Source organism: Rhodococcus oryzae (genome assembly GCF_005049235.1).
In the GTDB taxonomy this organism is placed as follows: Bacteria; Actinomycetota; Actinomycetes; order Mycobacteriales; family Mycobacteriaceae; genus Rhodococcus_G; species Rhodococcus_G oryzae.
Genome location: NZ_SUMD01000019.1, coordinates 1 through 16,280, shown reverse-complemented (window position 1 = coordinate 16,280; position 16,280 = coordinate 1). Strand labels below are relative to the sequence as shown.

The 16,280-nt window shown below is 70.9% G+C and carries 16 protein-coding genes; 6 read left to right on the top strand and 10 right to left on the bottom strand.

Translation table 11 applies throughout. The features are described from left to right. Positions 1-96 precede the first annotated feature (96 nt). From FCG67_RS24400 to FCG67_RS24385, 4 genes are all read left to right on the top strand, one after another. A complete protein-coding gene (locus FCG67_RS24400; protein ID WP_136912158.1) occupies positions 97-822 on the top strand; it encodes a metal-dependent transcriptional regulator in 726 nt (241 codons plus the stop codon). Between the two features lie 13 nt (positions 823-835). Next, positions 836-1,249 (top strand): hypothetical protein, encoded by a 414-nt coding sequence (locus tag FCG67_RS24395; protein ID WP_136912157.1) that lies wholly within the window; start codon positions 836-838, stop codon positions 1,247-1,249. A gap of 124 nt (positions 1,250-1,373) precedes the next feature. Then, positions 1,374-2,156: a DsbA family protein gene (locus FCG67_RS24390; protein ID WP_136912156.1), complete on the top strand. Its 783-nt coding sequence runs from the start codon at positions 1,374-1,376 to the stop codon at positions 2,154-2,156. Further along, a complete protein-coding gene (locus FCG67_RS24385) occupies positions 2,156-3,007 on the top strand; it encodes a cytochrome c biogenesis CcdA family protein (protein WP_097211160.1) in 852 nt (283 codons plus the stop codon). The genes FCG67_RS24390 and FCG67_RS24385 overlap by 1 nt, the downstream gene beginning before the upstream one ends. 52 nt (positions 3,008-3,059) lie before the next feature. Here the strand turns inward: FCG67_RS24385 and FCG67_RS24380 are convergent, their stop codons facing one another. Continuing rightward, complete coding sequence (locus FCG67_RS24380) at positions 3,060-3,941, bottom strand: SDR family NAD(P)-dependent oxidoreductase (RefSeq protein WP_246045269.1); 882 nt, start codon at positions 3,939-3,941, stop codon at positions 3,060-3,062. Between FCG67_RS24380 and FCG67_RS24375 the strand changes: the two genes are divergently transcribed. Further along, the gene (locus FCG67_RS24375) at positions 3,906-4,730 is read left to right on the top strand and encodes a LysR family transcriptional regulator (protein ID WP_246045268.1); all 825 of its coding nucleotides are present in this window, start codon (positions 3,906-3,908) and stop codon (positions 4,728-4,730) included. The genes FCG67_RS24380 and FCG67_RS24375 overlap by 36 nt on opposite strands. Positions 4,731-4,861: 131 nt before the next feature. Here FCG67_RS24375 and FCG67_RS24370 read toward each other — a convergent pair whose 3' ends face one another. Next, entirely contained in the window at positions 4,862-6,811 is a 1,950-nt protein-coding gene (locus tag FCG67_RS24370; RefSeq protein ID WP_246045267.1) for an AfsR/SARP family transcriptional regulator, read from the bottom strand. Positions 6,812-6,934: 123 nt separating this feature from the next. On the opposite strand from FCG67_RS24370, the gene FCG67_RS24365 reads away from it, so the two are divergent. Next, positions 6,935-7,813 (top strand): alpha/beta fold hydrolase, encoded by an 879-nt coding sequence (locus FCG67_RS24365; RefSeq protein WP_136912154.1) that lies wholly within the window; start codon positions 6,935-6,937, stop codon positions 7,811-7,813. Positions 7,814-7,816: 3 nt separating this feature from the next. On the opposite strand, the gene truB is transcribed toward FCG67_RS24365, so the two are convergent. From truB to infB, 8 genes are all read right to left on the bottom strand, one after another. Then, positions 7,817-8,737: a tRNA pseudouridine(55) synthase TruB gene (gene truB, locus FCG67_RS24360; RefSeq protein WP_136912153.1), complete on the bottom strand. Its 921-nt coding sequence runs from the start codon at positions 8,735-8,737 to the stop codon at positions 7,817-7,819. Between the two features lie 11 nt (positions 8,738-8,748). Then, positions 8,749-9,417 (bottom strand): 4'-phosphopantetheinyl transferase Npt, encoded by a 669-nt coding sequence (npt, locus tag FCG67_RS24355; protein ID WP_136912152.1) that lies wholly within the window; start codon positions 9,415-9,417, stop codon positions 8,749-8,751. Next, positions 9,414-10,340: a metallophosphoesterase family protein gene (locus tag FCG67_RS24350; protein WP_097211324.1), complete on the bottom strand. Its 927-nt coding sequence runs from the start codon at positions 10,338-10,340 to the stop codon at positions 9,414-9,416. The genes npt and FCG67_RS24350 overlap by 4 nt, the downstream gene beginning before the upstream one ends. A gap of 5 nt (positions 10,341-10,345) precedes the next feature. After that, entirely contained in the window at positions 10,346-11,713 is a 1,368-nt protein-coding gene (locus FCG67_RS24345) for an MATE family efflux transporter (RefSeq protein WP_136912151.1), read from the bottom strand. Positions 11,714-11,719: 6 nt separating this feature from the next. Further along, the gene (locus FCG67_RS24340) at positions 11,720-12,700 is read right to left on the bottom strand and encodes a DHH family phosphoesterase (protein WP_136912150.1); all 981 of its coding nucleotides are present in this window, start codon (positions 12,698-12,700) and stop codon (positions 11,720-11,722) included. Between the two features lie 8 nt (positions 12,701-12,708). Then, on the bottom strand, positions 12,709-13,182 hold the full coding sequence (gene rbfA, locus FCG67_RS24335) for a 30S ribosome-binding factor RbfA (protein ID WP_136912149.1): 474 nt from the start codon (positions 13,180-13,182) through the stop codon (positions 12,709-12,711). A 76-nt stretch (positions 13,183-13,258) separates the two neighbouring features. Then, entirely contained in the window at positions 13,259-13,549 is a 291-nt protein-coding gene (locus tag FCG67_RS24330) for a DUF503 domain-containing protein (protein ID WP_097211154.1), read from the bottom strand. 77 nt (positions 13,550-13,626) lie between these two features. Continuing rightward, the gene (gene infB / locus FCG67_RS24325; RefSeq protein WP_425467886.1) at positions 13,627-16,272 is read right to left on the bottom strand and encodes a translation initiation factor IF-2; all 2,646 of its coding nucleotides are present in this window, start codon (positions 16,270-16,272) and stop codon (positions 13,627-13,629) included. Positions 16,273-16,280: the final 8 nt, after the last annotated feature.

Sequence of the window (16,280 nt, the reverse complement as noted above, 5' to 3'; positions counted from 1 at the left end):
CGAGCCCCTATCCCCCGCGAATCCCCCTGTCCGGTCCCCCGACCCCGGGTCCCGAGAGTGTCGGCTCACACCCGCAGGCGTGCATTGCCTAAGCTCATGATCGTGGCCGAGAGCAAGAGTGGACCGAGCGAGACCGGGAGCGCGGCGGCGCCGGAATCCCTGACCACCGTCGCGCAGGACTACCTCAAGGTGATCTGGACGGCCGGCGAATGGTCCGGCGAGCACGTCTCGACGAAGATGCTCTCCGAGAAGATCGGGGTGTCTGCCTCCACCGTGTCCGAGGCGATCCGCAAGCTCGCGGGCCAGGGTCTGGTCGACCACGCCCGCTACGGATCGATCGCGCTGACCGACCGGGGCCGGGCCGCCGCGATCGGCATGGTCCGCAGGCATCGGCTGATCGAGACCTTCCTGGTCAACGAGCTCGGCTACGGCTGGGACGAGGTCCACGACGAGGCCGAGGTCCTCGAGCACGCGGTCTCGGAGCTGATGATCGCCCGGATCGACGCGAAGCTGGGCCATCCGGAGCGGGACCCGCACGGCGACCCGATCCCGACCGCCGACGGCGCGATCCCGACCCCGCCCGCCCGGCAGCTCAGCGATTTCGCGGACGGCGAGAGCGGCCGGGTGGCGCGGATCTCCGACTCCGACCCGGCAATGCTGCGGTACTTCGACACGGTGGGGATCGCCCTCGACCTGACGATCACTGTGGTCGAGCGGCGCGACTTCGCAGGCACCGTCTCGGTCCGGCTCGGGGACGGCGTCGACGACACCGTTGACCTGGGCAATCCGGCCGCCGAGGCGATCTGGCTCGTCGAGGGCTGACCTGGTGCGGCGAGTGAGTTCCCGATCCGGGTCGCATCGGCGGCCCTCTCCGCGGCGCAGGACCATGCTGCTGGGCGGCGTGCTGACCGCATTCCTCGGATTGATCATCGGGATCATCGCGGCCTGCCCGCTCGCCGAGCGGACCGTGGTCGCCGACGGTTCCGCGCTCGCTCATTCCGCGCCGGTCACCGCCGATCAACGCGATGCCATCGGCAAGTCGCCCGCCTGTCGCAAGGATCCGGCCGCCCCGGTCGCGCCGATCCAGGCGGGGGTTCCCCATCGCGAGGACCTTCGGATTCCGCTCGCCGCCCACCACGCACCCGCGCCGGTGATGCTCGGGCGCTCGATCCACACCGGCTCCGGACCGGTCGACACGAACGGTCCGCCGTCGCCGGCCCTGGACCTGACCACAATTCTGCGAATTTAGACGACCGTTCCCGGCCTCGACGTCGCCCCGATGGGCGGTGCTCGGGCCGGGCTTCGTCATGTCCTCAATTCGCGGTTTCGCGCGCCAACCGAGTCGGCGCGCGCCCAGTCAGGAGCCATCCCCCATGTCCAACCGTTCCCAGAGTCGTGCCAGAAAGTCCGCTCCCACACCGCTTCGCCCCGGTTCACCCGCCCGCAAGATCGGCGCGGCGCTCGCCCTCCTCGCGGCGGTCGGATTGCTCTTCCTCGCGATCTCACAGATCGGTGATCGCACCGAGTCCGAACGGCCGGACACGGCCGCGGCGACGCAGTCCGGCGAGAGCGAGATGTACCGACAGCTGGCCGCATTCGCGCGCCGCGACGCCGCCGATCCGATGGCACGGGGCTCGGTGACCGCACCCGTGGTCATGATCGAGTACTCCGACTTCCAGTGCCCGTTCTGCCGCCAGTTCGCACAGAACACCGAGCCCGCGCTGATCGAGAAGTACGTCGACAGCGGCCAGTTGCGGATCGAATGGCGCAACCTCGCCATCTTCGGCGACGAATCCGAGCTCGCGGCGCGCGCCGCATGGGCGGCCGGGCAACAGGGCAAGTTCCCGGAAATGCACGCGATCATGTTCGAACACTCGCCCGCCAAGAAGAACACCGGCGTCTACACCGCCGATCGGCTGACCGAATGGGCCGGGCAAGTCGGAGTCGCGGACCTGACCAGGTTCCGCGCCGACATGGATTCCGACGCCGCGCGCGCCGCCGTCACCACCGATGTCGACGAGGCGGTCGGCATCGGCATCAATTCCACCCCCGCTTTCCTGATCAACGGCAGGCCGGTCCTCGGCGCGCGTCCGATCGAGCAGATGATCGCGGTCATCGAAGCCGGACTCCAGGATGACACCGAGGCGGGTCGGTAGTGGGCTTCGGAATCGGCTACGGCGCGGCCTTCCTCGGCGGGCTCCTCGCCCTGCTCAGCCCGTGCAGCGCGCTGCTGCTGCCCAGCTTCTTCGCCTACTCCTTCAACTCCACCGGCAAGCTGCTCACCCGCACCGGCACGTTCTACCTGGGCCTGTGCACGACTCTCGTGCCGCTGGGCGCGGCCGGTTCCCTCCTGGGCGGGGTGCTGACCCGGCACCGCGACACGGTGATCACCATCGGCGGGGTGACCATCATCGTGCTGGGCATCCTCCAGATCCTCGGCCGCGGTTTCTCATTCGAGTTCGCGCAGCGCACGATGGCGGAGCACGGCCGCTCCGACAGGGGTGGCGCCGTCTACCTGCTCGGCATGGTCTACGGCCTGTCCGGGTTCTGTGTCGGCCCCATTCTGGGCTCGATCCTCACCGTTGCGGCGCTGAGTTCCTCTCCCCTCCACGGTGGTTCACTGCTGGCCGTCTACGCCCTCGGGATGGCCATGCCGCTGTTCCTGATGGCGATCCTCTGGGATCGCTTCGATCTGGGTCATCGCCGCTGGCTGCGAGGTCGGGCCATCACGGTCGGCCGCTTCCACCTGCACACCACATCGCTGATCTCCGGGGTCTTCTTCATTGCCGTCGGCGTCCTGTTCCTCGTGTCCGACGGCACCTCGGCCCTGGCCGGAACCGTCGGGGCCGATACCGGTTTCACGCTGGAGACCCAGGTCATGCGGCTCGGCGACGCCGTCCCGACGACAGCCCTGCTGCTCCTGCTCGGCGTCGCGGCGCTGCTGGTGCTGGCCTGGCGACTCCTGCGGCCGGGGGTGCGGGTCGAGGATTCGCCCGATTCGGGCTAGGGCGTGTTGCCAAACCCGTTTTGGTGCCCTGCGGGCGAGTCTGGATGTCGTGTCACCAGGGCACCGTTCCCGCGTCGTCGAAGAATCCGCCGGTCGGGCCGTCGTCGGGCAAGGTCGCGAGGCGAATCGCGACGGCCGCACCCTGTTGCGGTGTACGGACACCGCGAAAACCGTTGAGGTCGGTGGCAGTGAAACCCGGACAGCCGGAGTTGATCAAAATGTTGGTGTCACCCAGTTCCTTGACGTACTGGATGGTGAGGGCGTTGAGGAAGGTCTTCGAGGCCAAGTAGGCGGCGGGAACCGGGCCCATGTCGACGCCAGGTGTGGTGTGCAGGGCGAGCGAGCCGACGCTGCTGGACATGTTGACGATTCGCGGTGACGCCGAGGCGCGCAGCATCGGCAGCATCGCGTTGGTCACCCGCATGACCCCGATCACGTTGGTTTCCACGACGATTCGCACGGTCGTGGGATCGACCGTGGTCGGTGTCTGCGGCACATCGCCGGTGATCGCGGCATTGTTGACCAGAACATCTAGCCCTCCGGCATGGTCGACGATCAATTCGGCCGCCGCGGCCACACTTGCGTCGTCGGTCACGTCGAGCGGCACACCGAACGCATCGGTCCCAGCCGCGCGCAGCTTCTCCACCGCGGTGTCGCGGCGTTGCCGATCACGCGCGCCCACACCGATTCGCCAGCCGAGCGCGCCCAGGCCAGCGGCGATCTCGTATCCGATTCCCTTGTTCGCGCCGGTCACCAGCGCAATCGTCTGTTCACTCACACCGCCGATCGTGCCGCGATTCCGGGTGCAGCGTCCAAGACCGATCGGGTGGGCGGCGATACCGCACGGGTATTGGTCGTGGTCATCGCCGGATACCATGGCCTGGTGGAGACGCGGGAGATGCGATACTTCGTCGCCGTCGCCGAGGAGTTGCACTTCGGACGGGCGGCACAACGGCTCTCGATCGCACAACCACCACTATCGCGAGCCATCCAGCAGCTCGAACGGCGGCTCGGAGTCGTCCTGCTGCACCGCACCGCTCGCGCAATCACTTTGACCAAGGCGGGGTCGGTGCTTCTGCAGGAGGCCCGGCTGGCCCTCGAAGCGGTCGAAGCCGCCGAGCGCCGCACCCGCCGCGCCGCCACCGACCGGGCCGGCGTGGTACTGGCCGCCAAGGCAGGAGCGTCCAGAGAACTGTTGTCGAAGCTGTTGGACGCCTACGCCGCCGACCCCTCCGCTGTCGCAGTCGAGGTGATGCTCTGCGGGCCCGGCGAACCTGAAGGCCTGCTACGCAACGGGCGTGCCGACGTTGCTCTGCTCCAGCTGCCCTACGACACGACGGCCGGATTCGACACCGAGGACCTGCACACCGAACACCAGGTCGTGGTCCTGCCCGCGGAGCACCCCCTTGCCAACCGACCCCACATGTCGATGGCCGAGGTCAACGCCATGACGGACCTGCCCCTGCCACGCTGGCCTCGACGGGATGGGAGTTATCCCGACGGCCCCGGCCCGAAGGTTCGCGACCATACCCAATTGACCCAGCTGATCACGCTCGGCCGGGCCTGCGCGCTCATGCCCGAATCGCTCCGAGCACAGCTACGCGGCGATCACGCCATCGTGCCCGTGCCGGACGCACCGGCCGTCACGACCGTCATCGCCTGGCCACCACACAGCAGATCCCAAGCCGTCGCCGACCTTGTCCGTACGGCGGTACACCTCTAGCCGATAACGTCCGCAATTGCGCCTGACTCCCAGTCGCCTTCGCCATCGGGAACAGCGGCCCGATCACGGCCAACGCCACGTCAGAGATCACAGCACGCGACATGACATCCAGACTCGCCCGCGCGGCGCCGTCAGCACCCCAGCCGCGCGAGCCAGTCCGCGACCGGTCCGAACGTCAGCATCCCGCTGCCCGCGCCTGCGACCTCGTCGCGCGCGGGGGCGAGGGCCGCGCGTGCGCGGTCCGCCACGCCCTCGTGACCCGTCTCCAGCGCCGCCTGGGCGACAACGCACCACAGCGCCTCGAGCAGCAGTCCTGGCGGCGGGGCGGCGAGGCCGTCGAGGAGCGCCCGCGCCGCGTCCGGGTCGCCACCACGCGCGACGGCGAGCGGTCGCACCCACGGGACGTACGGCCCCCAGCCGTCCGTCGCGACTTCGGTTGTGCGCCCGCGGATCAGGTCGAGCCCGAGCAGCGCGAGCGGGAGCAGGCCGTCCGCGACGCCGGGCATGCCCGCTCCCCGGAGCGCCCGGTCGGCCAGGGCATAGCGGTCCGCGGCATCCGGAGCCCGGTCCTCTGCCGCGCGCATCGCGCGGTACCAGGCGACGAGGACGGGCGCGCGCGGGCGCTCGTGGCGGGCCGAGACGGCCCCGATCTCACGGGCGAGCGCGTCGCCGTCGCCTGACCTGCCAAGAGCGCCCGCCGCCTGTAGGCGCAGCAGCAGCCCCTGTACCTCCGGGGTCGGGAGGTCGTGGGTGCGCGCGAGGGGAATGATCTCCGCGCCGATCCGGTCGCGCTCGGCGGCGAGCCCGGCACGGTCGCACGTGTGCACGGCGAGGGCGCCGAGCGCTGAGCACAGCAGCGCCGGGTTGTGGAGCTCGCGGGCGAGGCGGACCGCGTCCTCGGCGTGGGCGCGGCCCGATGTCCCTGGCAGTCCGCGCGTCTCGACGGCGGCCAGCACGTGCAGCCTCGCCCTGGCGGTCGGCGCGGCGTCGTCGGGCAGGGCCGCCAGGGTGCGCCAGGCGAGCGCGGCGAGCTGCCCGGAGCGTTCCGGGTCGTCGCTGCGCGGCCAGACGCTCGGCACGTCGAAGCCCCCGAGGACCCGTGCGGTGAGGACCGGGTCCCCGAGCTCCTCCGCGGCCGTCCCGGCGGCGAGCAGATCCTCGTGCGGCTCGGCGGGAGCGGGGGCGGACACGGCCATCCGGCGGAGCATGCTCACGGTGGTCTCGAGACGGGCGCGCGATCCAGGGCCGAGCACGCGCAGGGAGTCGTCCGCGACGCGCCGGAACACGTCCTCAGGTTCCTGCACGCGCGGGTCGTGCCGCAGGATGTCCGCCTCCAGGCCGGTGAGCGCCGCGGACGGGTCGAGGCCGAGCTCGTCGCGCAGGACCGCACGCGCGCGGCGCAGGGCGTCGAGGGCCTCCGCCTGCCGACCCGCGCGGTAGAGGGCAAGGGCCAGCAACCGCCAGCCCTCCTCGCGCCACGGGGACGCGTCGACGTGCGGGGTCGCCAGCGTCACGGCCTCGTCGGCGCGCCCGGTCTCCGTGAGCGCGCCGACCAGCCGCTCGACCGCGATCGAGCGCAGTGCTGCGAGCCGCACCCGCTCGGGCCCCGCCCATGCACGGTCCGCCACGTCGGGGTACGAGTCGACGGGCCAGTCGACGACGACCGGCCCGAGCGCACGCACGACACGCTCGGCGGGGGCGTCCACCGAACCGGCCACCGCGGCCTCGGCACTCCAGGCATCGACGGCCGAGTCGGGCAGCCGCAGGGCATACCCGCTGCCCTCGGTCACCAGGACGCGCGCGGGAGAGCGGGCCGGCCGCGCGGGCTCGAGCGCAGCCCTCAGGTCCGCGACGAAGGTGCGCACGGTCCCCACGGCGCGGGCCGGAGGCGAGTCGTCCCACAGGTCGTCGACCAGGGTCGCCACCGGCACGGCGCGTCCGTGCGCGGCTACCAGCCGGGCCAGGAGCTCCCGGTGCCGTGGACCGCGCAGGTCGAGCCGGGTCCCGTCGTCGTTCCAGGCGGCCGTCGGCCCTAGGACACGGACCCGGGCCTCGCCGCTCGCCCGCCCGTCGTCCCGCACCTCGCCAGCGTAAACGCGGGACCGGGCGGACATGCCTGCCGGATCGGCACTGATCCGGTGCTGATCGGCGTGCCGGAGGCTCGTGGGCGTCCCCCACAAGATCCCCTCCCACGAAGGAATCCGATGACCCCCACCATTCCCGGCTTCGAGACCCGACACGTGCGCGCGGCCGACGGCGTCGCGCTCCACACGGCGGTCGGCGGACAGGGCGACGCGATTGTCCTGCTGCACGGCTTCCCGCAGACGCACCTCATGTGGCGGCACGTCGCCGCCGACCTGGCGCACGACCACACGGTCATCTGCCCCGACCTGCGCGGCTACGGCGCGAGCGACAAGCCGATCGCAACGGATGAGAGCACCTACGCCAAGCGCACGATGGGTTCCGACGTCGTGGCGCTCGCCCGCGAGCTCGGGTTCGAGCGGTTCGCGCTCGCCGGGCACGACCGCGGCGCCCTCGTCGCGTTCCGGACGGCGCTCGACCATCCCGGCGCGGTCACACACCTGGCGACCCTCGACGTGCTGCCGACGCTGGACATGTGGGAGATCCTGCGCGGCGCCGACGCGCGGGTCGCGTGGCACCTGTACCTCATGGCCCAGCCGGCGGGTCTGCCCGAGGTGATGATCGAGAGCACCGCCGACGGGTTCTTCGGGTCGTTCCTCGACGGCTGGACGGGCCGCCCCGACGCCATCCCGGCGGAGGTCCGCGCCGAGTACCTGCGGGCATCGCGCGAGGCCGTGCCGTCGATCGTGGCGGACTACCGCGCCTCGGCGGGCATCGACCTCGAGCACGACCGCGCCGACCGCGCGCAGGGCCGAACCCTCCCGATGCCGACGCTGGTGGTCCAGCAGGACTGGGGCGCCCGGCTCGGGTACGACGCGGCCGCCCTCTGGGGCGCCTGGGCAACCGACCTCGTGCACCGCACGCTCGCCGTCGGCCACTTCATGGCGGAGGAGTCACCCGAGACGATCACGGCCGAGCTGCGGCGGCTCCTCACCCGCTGAGCGTCAGTGCTCGCGCAGCGTCGCCGGGCGGACCACCATCACCGAGCTGGCTCGCCTGCCGCGCTCCTGCAGCAGTGCGATCGTGTGGCCGCCCGGGTCGATGGCCGCGTAGGTGCCCGGGATCCCGATCGGCTCGAGCCACCGACCCTGGCTGATCGACTCGGCCTCGTCCGCGGTGATCTGCCGGTGGGCGAACGCGGTCTGGGCGGCCTGATCGATGTCGAGGCTGACCGCCGGGTCCTCGGCGAGCGCCTCGAGGGTGCGCGCGTGCTCCAGGGTGAACGGGCCGACCCGGGTGCGCCGCAGCACGGTCAGGTGTCCGCCGACGCCGAGCGCGGCACCCAGGTCGCGGGCCAGCGCCCGGACATAGGTTCCGGACGAGCACTCGACCTCCACGTCGAGGTCGACGAACGGTCCGTCGCGCCTGGTCTCGGTCAGCGCGAACCGGTCCACCGTGACGGGCCGGGCCTTGAGTTCGAACTCCTCGCCCGCGCGGATCAGCTTGTGGGCCCGCTGCCCGTCCACCTTGATCGCGCTGACGCTGGCCGGGACCTGGGAGATGTCGCCGGTCAGCGTGGCCATCACGGCCGCGATCTCGGCGTCGGTGACGGCGGAGGCGTCGGCCTCCGATATCAGCTCGCCCTCGGCGTCGTCGGTGGTCATCGACTGGCCCAGCCGGATCGTCGCCGCATACGCCTTGGTGGTCAGGGCCAGCAGCCCGAGCAGCTTGGTGGCCCGCTCGACGCCGAGCACCAGCACGCCGGTGGCCATCGGATCGAGGGTGCCCGCATGCCCGACCTTGCGTGTGTTCAGGATCTTGCGACACCGCGCCACGACGTCGTGGCTGGTCATCCCCGCGTCCTTGTCGACGATCAGCAGCCCGGCGCCAACGAGGCCGGAGGACGGTTTGCGGTGAGAAGACACGGGTTTCGAGACTACTGGACGGTGATCGCGGTGATCACCAGGCCGTCGGCGACCATCCAGCGGCCGTCGAAGGAGGTCAGCGGCGGGCCCGACGTCGCCTCCCCCGGCACCAGCAGCTTCGAGTGGAAGGTGCCCGCCGCCGCGCCCTCTGCGGCCTCGGACAGGGTGAAGGTGATGTGCGCGTCCTCGAACCCGAGCCAGCGTCCGGTCACCGGGAACCAGGCCTTGTAGGTCGCCTCCTTGGCGCAGAAGAGGATCCGGTCCCAGTGCACGACGCCCGCCTCGGCGGCCGCGATCGCGGTGCGCTCCTCCGGCAGGCTGACCGCGTCGAGGACACCGTCCGGCAGCGGGCCGTGCGGTTCCGCGTCGATGCCGACCGACCGCACCTGCATCGAGTAGCCAAGGACCGCGCCGCGGTAGCCGTCGCAATGCGTCAGGCTGCCGACCACCCCGCGCGGGAACAGCGGAACACCCCGCTCGCCCTTGAGGATCGGCGCCGGGTCCATGCCGAGCTTGTCGAGCGCGACCCGCGCGCAGTGCCGCGCGCTGGTGAACTCGCGGCGGCGCTTCTCGACCGCCCTGGAGATCAGCGACTCCTCCTGCGGGTGCGGCACGAGTCCCGGCGGATCCTCGAACAGCTCGGCGAACGCGACGCCGGTCGGCAGAATCTTCTCGATCACGCGCGCCCCGCCCTCATCGCATCGAACTCGGCTTCCTGCTCCGGGGTGACCTTGAAGTGGCCGCCCCACTTGTTCAGCGTGCCCGGCGGGTACTCCGGCACCGGCAGGATCTGGCGCAGCAGCCGCTCGGGCATCCCACGGCGCTGCCACTCACGCGGATAGCCGAGCGAGACCTCCTCGAAGCGGACGCCGTCGTAGTAGGTGGTGCGCGGGATGTGCAGGTGGCCGTACACGCTGCAGATGGCGTTGTACCGGGTGTGCCAGTCGGCCGTCAGCTCGGTGCCGCACCAGAGCGAGAACTCCGGGTAGAACAGCACCGAGGTGGGCTCGCGGACCAGCGGGAAGTGATTGATCAGCACCGTCGGGATGGTGGGGTCCAGCGCGTCCAGCCGCGCCCGGGTCGACTCCACCCGGGCGTGACACCACGCCTCCCTGGTGCTGTACGGCTCGCAGGAGAGCAGGAACTCGTCGGTGGCGACCACGTTCTTGTCCCGCGCGATCTGCAGCGCGTGCGCCTTGGAGATCGATCCCGGCGGCCGGAACGTGTAGTCGTAGAGCAGGAACATCGGAACGAGGGTGGCGGGGCCGCCCTCGCCCTCCCACACCGGATAGGGATCCTCGGGCGTGATCACGTCGAGCTCGCGGCACATCGCGACCAGGTAGTCGTATCGGGCCGCACCGTGGATCTGGACGGGATCCTTGGCCGTGGTCCACAGTTCGTGGTTGCCGGGCACCCAGATCACCTTCTCGAACCGGCTGCGGAGCAGTTTCAGCGCCCACGCGATGTCGTCGGTCTTCTCCGAGACGTCGCCAGCGAGGATCAGCCAGTCCTCCGGCGAATCCGGGTAGAGCTCCTCGGTGATCGGACGATTCCCACGATGCCCTACATGGGTGTCGCTCACCGCCCACAGCTTGCGCGTCACGTGCACTACCTTCCCGCCTGAATATCGGCACCGGTCACTGCCCATCGGCCGGAACCCACCCGCCACACGACGGCCAGCATCCGCAGCACCATGAACACCGTAAGCCCCGACCAGATTCCCGCCAGACCCCAGTCCCGCACGAGCGAGAGCCAGATCAGCGGCAGGAATCCGACGATCGCACAACCGAGCGTCGCATTGCGCAGGAACGGCGCGTCGCCCGCGCCGAGCAACACCCCGTCCAGCGCGAAGACCACCCCGGCGACCGGCATGATCGCGACGAAGAACCACCAGATGACGTCGATCTGGCCGAGGACGGCTACGTCGTCGGTGAACAGCTCCGGAATCACCGTGTGCCCGAGCGCGAACGCCGCGGCCAGCGCCACCGCGAACACCGTCGACCACTCGGTGAGCCGGCGCGCGAGCCCCTTCGCCTGGGCCGCCCTGCCCGCACCGAGCGCCGCACCGACCAACGTCTGCGCGGCGATCGCGAGCGAGTCCAGGGTCAGCGCCACCAGGTTCCAGAGCTGCAGCACCACCTGATGGGCGGCGACCGCGGCCGCCCCGAACCGGGCCGCGACGGCGGCCGCCGACAGGAAGCAGGCCTGGAAGGCGAGGCTCCGCAGGATCAGGTCCCGGCCGAGCACGATCTGGGCCCGCATCACCGCCGAGTCCGGCCGCAGGGAAACCCCCAAGCCCGCGGAGCGGGCCTGCCGCAGCAGCGCCACGACGAAGAACACCGCGGTGACGGCCTGCCCGACGACATTCGCGACCGCGGAGCCGATCAACTCCCAGCGCGGCGCGCCGAGGAGGCCGTGCACCAGAACCGGGCACAGCACGGCCGACAGCCCGAGTCCCACCAGCACGAAGCGCAGCGGGCGCACCGTGTTCTGGACCCCGCGCATCCAGCCGTTGCCCGCCATCGCCACCAGGATCAGGGGCGCGCCGAACACCGCGATGCGCAGCCACGACAGCGCCTCCGCGGCGATGTCACCACCGCCGGCGATCAGCGAGGTGACCGGCTCGGCCAGGACCTGGACCGCGGCGATGATCCCCAGCCCGATGCCCACGGCCAGGTAGGTGGCCTGCACGCCCTCGCGGACCGCGCCCGCCTCGTCGCCCGAGCCGTGCATCCGGGCGGCGCGGGCGGTGGTGCCGTAGGACAGGAAGGTGAGCTGGGTACTGACCTGCGCCAGGATCAGCCCGCCGACGGCCAGCCCGGCCAGCGCGAGCGCGCCGAGCCTGCCGACCACCGCGATGTCGAAGAGCAGGTACAGCGGTTCGGCGGCCAGCACGCCGAGTGCGGGCAGCGCGAGCCCCAGAATCCGCGAGGCGGACGGTTCGGCCCGGCTCCGCCGGGCGGTCTGCTCAGCCAAGGTCTCTCAGGAGAGGGCGCCGAGCAGCGCGGCGACGACGTACTCGCTGTCGCCCTCCGCGGTGTACCCGGACGCGAACCGGTGTCCGCCCCCGCCGAGCCGAGCGGCGACGACCGAGACATCGACGGCGGCCTTCGACCGCAGCGACACCGACCAGTGACCGGGTGCGGTCTCCTTGAGCACGGCGGCGACCTCCGCCTCCGATGTGGTCCGCACGATGTCGATCACGCTCTCGATCTCCTCGGAGCGCATCCCGATGGTGTCCTCGTGCCGGAGCAGCGCGTACACGAGCCCCAGCCCCTCGGCGGAGTCGGGGACCAACTGCGCCGAGCCGAGTACCGCGGCGAGCATCGGCAGCCAGCCGAACGGATGGGTGTCGAGCAGCACGCGGGCGATCTCCGCCGATTCGATGCCGGTGTCGATGAGCCGCTCGGCCAGCAGGTGGGTACCGGGCTGGACCCAGCGGAACGAACCTGTGTCGGTGACCAGGCCGGCGTACAGGCAGTGTGCGATGTCCCGATCGATCTCCACGCCCCACTCGTCGAGGAGGCGCGCGAGGATCGCGGTCGTCGACTCGGCCGATTCGTCGACCAGGTTGTGCTCGGCGTACCGGGTGTTGGAGCGGTGGTGATCGATCACCAGGCTGGTGCGCGCGCCGTCGAAGCGATCGGCGAGGTGACCGAGCCGACCGCGGCTACCGCAGTCGACCGTCACCAACAGGTCCACCTCGGGTTTGACGTCCGAGGCCGCCGCCAGCAGGTGTGTTCCCGGCAGGCCGCTCATCGACTCGGGCAGTTCGTCCGGCCGGGCGAATGCCACCTGAACGGGGATGCCCTTGCGCTCGAGGACGATCGCCAGGGCGAGTCCGCTGCCGATGGTGTCCGCATCCGGCTGGATGTGGCACAGCACCGTCACCGATGTGGCGGCGGACAGCAGCCCGACCGCGCCTGCCAGGTCGACGTCAGAGTTCTGCTCGGTCACGGTCATCCCGGGCCCTAGTCGTCCTCGCCGACCCGGTCGTCGTCCTCGTCGTCCACCGAGCGCGGCTCCTTGTACGGATCGGCCTCGCCCGCATGCGTTGCGTTCGCCCGTGCACGGGCCACCTCGTCGTCGGCCGCGCGGGCCTTGGCGAGGAGCTCCTCCATGTGCCGGGCCGTGTCGGGCACGGTGTCGGCGACGAAGGTCAGGGTCGGGGTGAACCGGACGCCGGTACCGGCGCCCACCTTGGAGCGCAGCGATCCGGTGGCCTTCGCGAGGCCGGCGGCAGCACCCTCGTAGTCGGGTTCGGTCTCGAGGTCGACACCACGAACCGTGTAGTAGATGGTCGCGTCGTGCAGGTCCGCGGTGACCTTGGCGTCGGTGATGGTGACGAAGTCGAGGCGCGGATCCTTGATCTCGCCCCCGATCGCCGACGCGACGATCGTCGCGATGCGCTTCGCCAGCTTGCGCGCTCTCGCCGGATCTGCCATGACGGGATGTCCCTTCTCGAAATCATCCGACGGCATTGCCGTCGTTGTAGCCATTCAATTCCATGCGGACACCGAGTCAATCCTCGGGTCCGAAGATCCTTCGCCGTACCGCGAGCAACTGCAACTCGGGTCGGCCCGCCACGTGACGCTCGCAGGTGTCGAGCACCTCGGTGAGATGGCCGACGTCAGCACTCGCGACCGCGACACCGAGCAGTGAACGCCGGTAACGGTCGTGCTCGCCGGTCTCGGCGACGGACACCCCGTATCGGGCCAGGGCAGCGATCACGGGCTTGACCACAGACCGCTTCTCCTTGAGCGAACGCACGTCGCCCAGCAGGATGTCCAGCTCAAGAGCGCCGAGATACAACGAGCCTCCCGTCGGTCTGCCCAGTGCGCGCCCCGCCGACCAGCGGTCGACGGGGCGCGCACGAGGTGTCACACTGCTCAGTCGCGCGGCTTCTCGCGAAGCTCGTACGCCTCGATCACGTCACCGACCTTGATGTCGTTGTAGGTGACGGTCAGGCCGCACTCGTAGCCCTCGCGGACCTCGGTGACGTCCTCCTTCTCCCGCTTGAGCGAGGAGATGGTGACCGTCTCCGCAACCACGACGCTGTCGCGGAGGAGGCGTGCCTTGGCGTTGCGCTTGATCGACCCGGAGGTGACCAGGCAGCCGGCGATGTTGCCGACCTTCGAGGAGCGGAACATCGCGCGGATCTCCGCCTTGCCCAGCTCGACCTCTTCGTAGATCGGCTTGAGCATGCCCTTGAGGGCCTTCTCGATCTCGTCGATGGCCTGGTAGATCACCGAGTAGTACCGGATGTCGACGCCCTCGCGGTTCGCCAGCTCCGTTGCCTTGCCCTCGGCCCGGACGTTGAAGCCGATGATGATCGCGTTCGAGGCCGAGGCCAGGTTCACGTTCGTCTCGGTCACGCCACCGACACCGCGGTCGATGACGCGCAACTGCACCTCGTCGTCGATCTGGATGCCGAGCAGGGCCTCCTCGAGCGCCTCAACGGTGCCCGAGTTGTCACCCTTGAGGATGAGGTTGAGCTGACTCGTCTCCTTGAGCGCTGCATCGAGATCGTCGAGGCTGATCCGCTTGCGGCTGCGCGCGGCCAGCGCGTTGCGCTTACGCGCATTGCGACGATCCGCGATCTGCCGGGCGATGCGGTCCTCGTCGACCACGAGCAGGTTGTCGCCTGCACCGGGGACCGACGTGAAACCGACCACCTGGACGGGACGCGACGGCAGCGCCTCGAGCACGTCGTTGCCGTGCTCGTCGACCATCCGGCGAACGCGTCCGTAGGCGTCGCCCGCCACGATCGAGTCGCCGACCCGCAGCGTTCCGCGCTGGATGAGCACGGTCGCGACGGGGCCGCGACCACGGTCGAGGTGCGCCTCGATGGCGACACCCTGGGCGTCCATGTCCGGGTTGGCGCGCAGATCCAGGGAGGCATCCGCGGTCAGCAACACCGCTTCCAGGAGGGCATCGATGTTGGTGCCCTGCTTGGCCGAGATGTTGACGAACATGGTGTCTCCGCCGTACTCCTCGGTGACGAGGCCGTACTCGGTGAGCTGCTGGCGGATCTTGTCGGGGTTTGCCCCCTCCTTGTCGATCTTGTTCACCGCGACCACGATCGGCACGTCGGCCGCCTGGGCGTGGTTGATCGCCTCCACCGTCTGCGGCATGACGCCGTCGTCGGCCGCGACCACGAGGATCGCGATGTCGGTGGCCTTCGCACCACGGGCACGCATGGCCGTGAAGGCCTCGTGACCGGGGGTGTCGATGAAGGTGACCAGGCGCTCGTTGCCGTCCAGCTCGGTCAGCACCTGGTAGGCGCCGATGTGCTGGGTGATGCCGCCTGCCTCGCCCTCACGGACGTTGGCCTTACGGATCGTGTCGAGCAGTCGGGTCTTACCGTGATCGACGTGGCCCATGACGGTGACCACCGGCGGACGGGACTCGAGGTCCTCCTCGCCACCGGCATCCTCGCCGTAGGTCAGGTCGAACGAGTCGAGCAGCTCGCGGTCCTCGTCCTCCGGGCTGACGACCTGGACGACGTAGTTCATCTCGCCGCCGAGCAGCTCGAGGGTCTCGTCGTTCACCGACTGCGTGGCCGTGACCATCTCGCCGAGGTTGAACAGCGCCTGCACGAGTGCTGCGGGGTTCGCATCGATCTTGTCGGCGAAGTCGGACAGCGACGCGCCGCGGGCGAGACGGATGGTCTCGCCGTTGCCGCGAGGCAGCCTGACGCCACCGACTGCGGGAGCCTGCATGCTCTCGTACTCGGCGCGCTTCGCCCGCTTCGACTTACGGCCACGACGAACGGCACCACCGGGGCGACCGAACGCGCCTGCCGCGGCACCGCGCTGGCCGGGACGGCCACCGCCGCCACCGGGACGACCGCGGAAACCACCGGCGGGAGCGCCACCGGCGGGAGCGCCCGTGCCTGCACCTGCGCCGGGAGCTCCGCCACCGCGGTATCCGCCGCCACCGGGCGGACGACCGCCGGGACCGCCGGGACGACCGCCGCCGCCTCCGGGCCTACCGGCACCGGGAGCGGGACGTGCCGAACGAGACGGCATGGCACCCGGGTTCGGGCGAGGAGGCATCGAGCCGGGGCTCGGACGCGGACCACCCTGGCCGGGAGCCGGACGGGGACCGCCCTGACCTGCGGCCGGACGCGGTGCGCCGGGCGCGGGACGGGGACCGCCCTGGCCGGGGGCCGGACGCGGGGCACCCGGACGGGGTGCACCAGGGGCCGGACGCGGCGCGGGACGCTCGGCCGGGGCCGAGGAGTACGGGTTGTTACCGACGCGCGGCGGCTTCGGGCCGGGCTTCGGACCTGCGGGGGCCGCCGGAGCCGCGCTCGCGGCGGGTGCCGCAGGCGCTGCCGGTGCCGCAGGTGCGGGGACCGGCGGGGCAGCCGGGACCGGCGCCGCGGGCGCGGCCGGACGCGGTGCCGGCTGCCCACCAGACCGGCGCGGTCCTGCGGAGGTCCGCGAACTCCTCGGCGGGCAGCCGGGCTTCGTACACGGCGGGATCGGTGAGGTCGAAACCGTCCGGGATATTCGGTGTGCGCACTGCAATCTCCTCG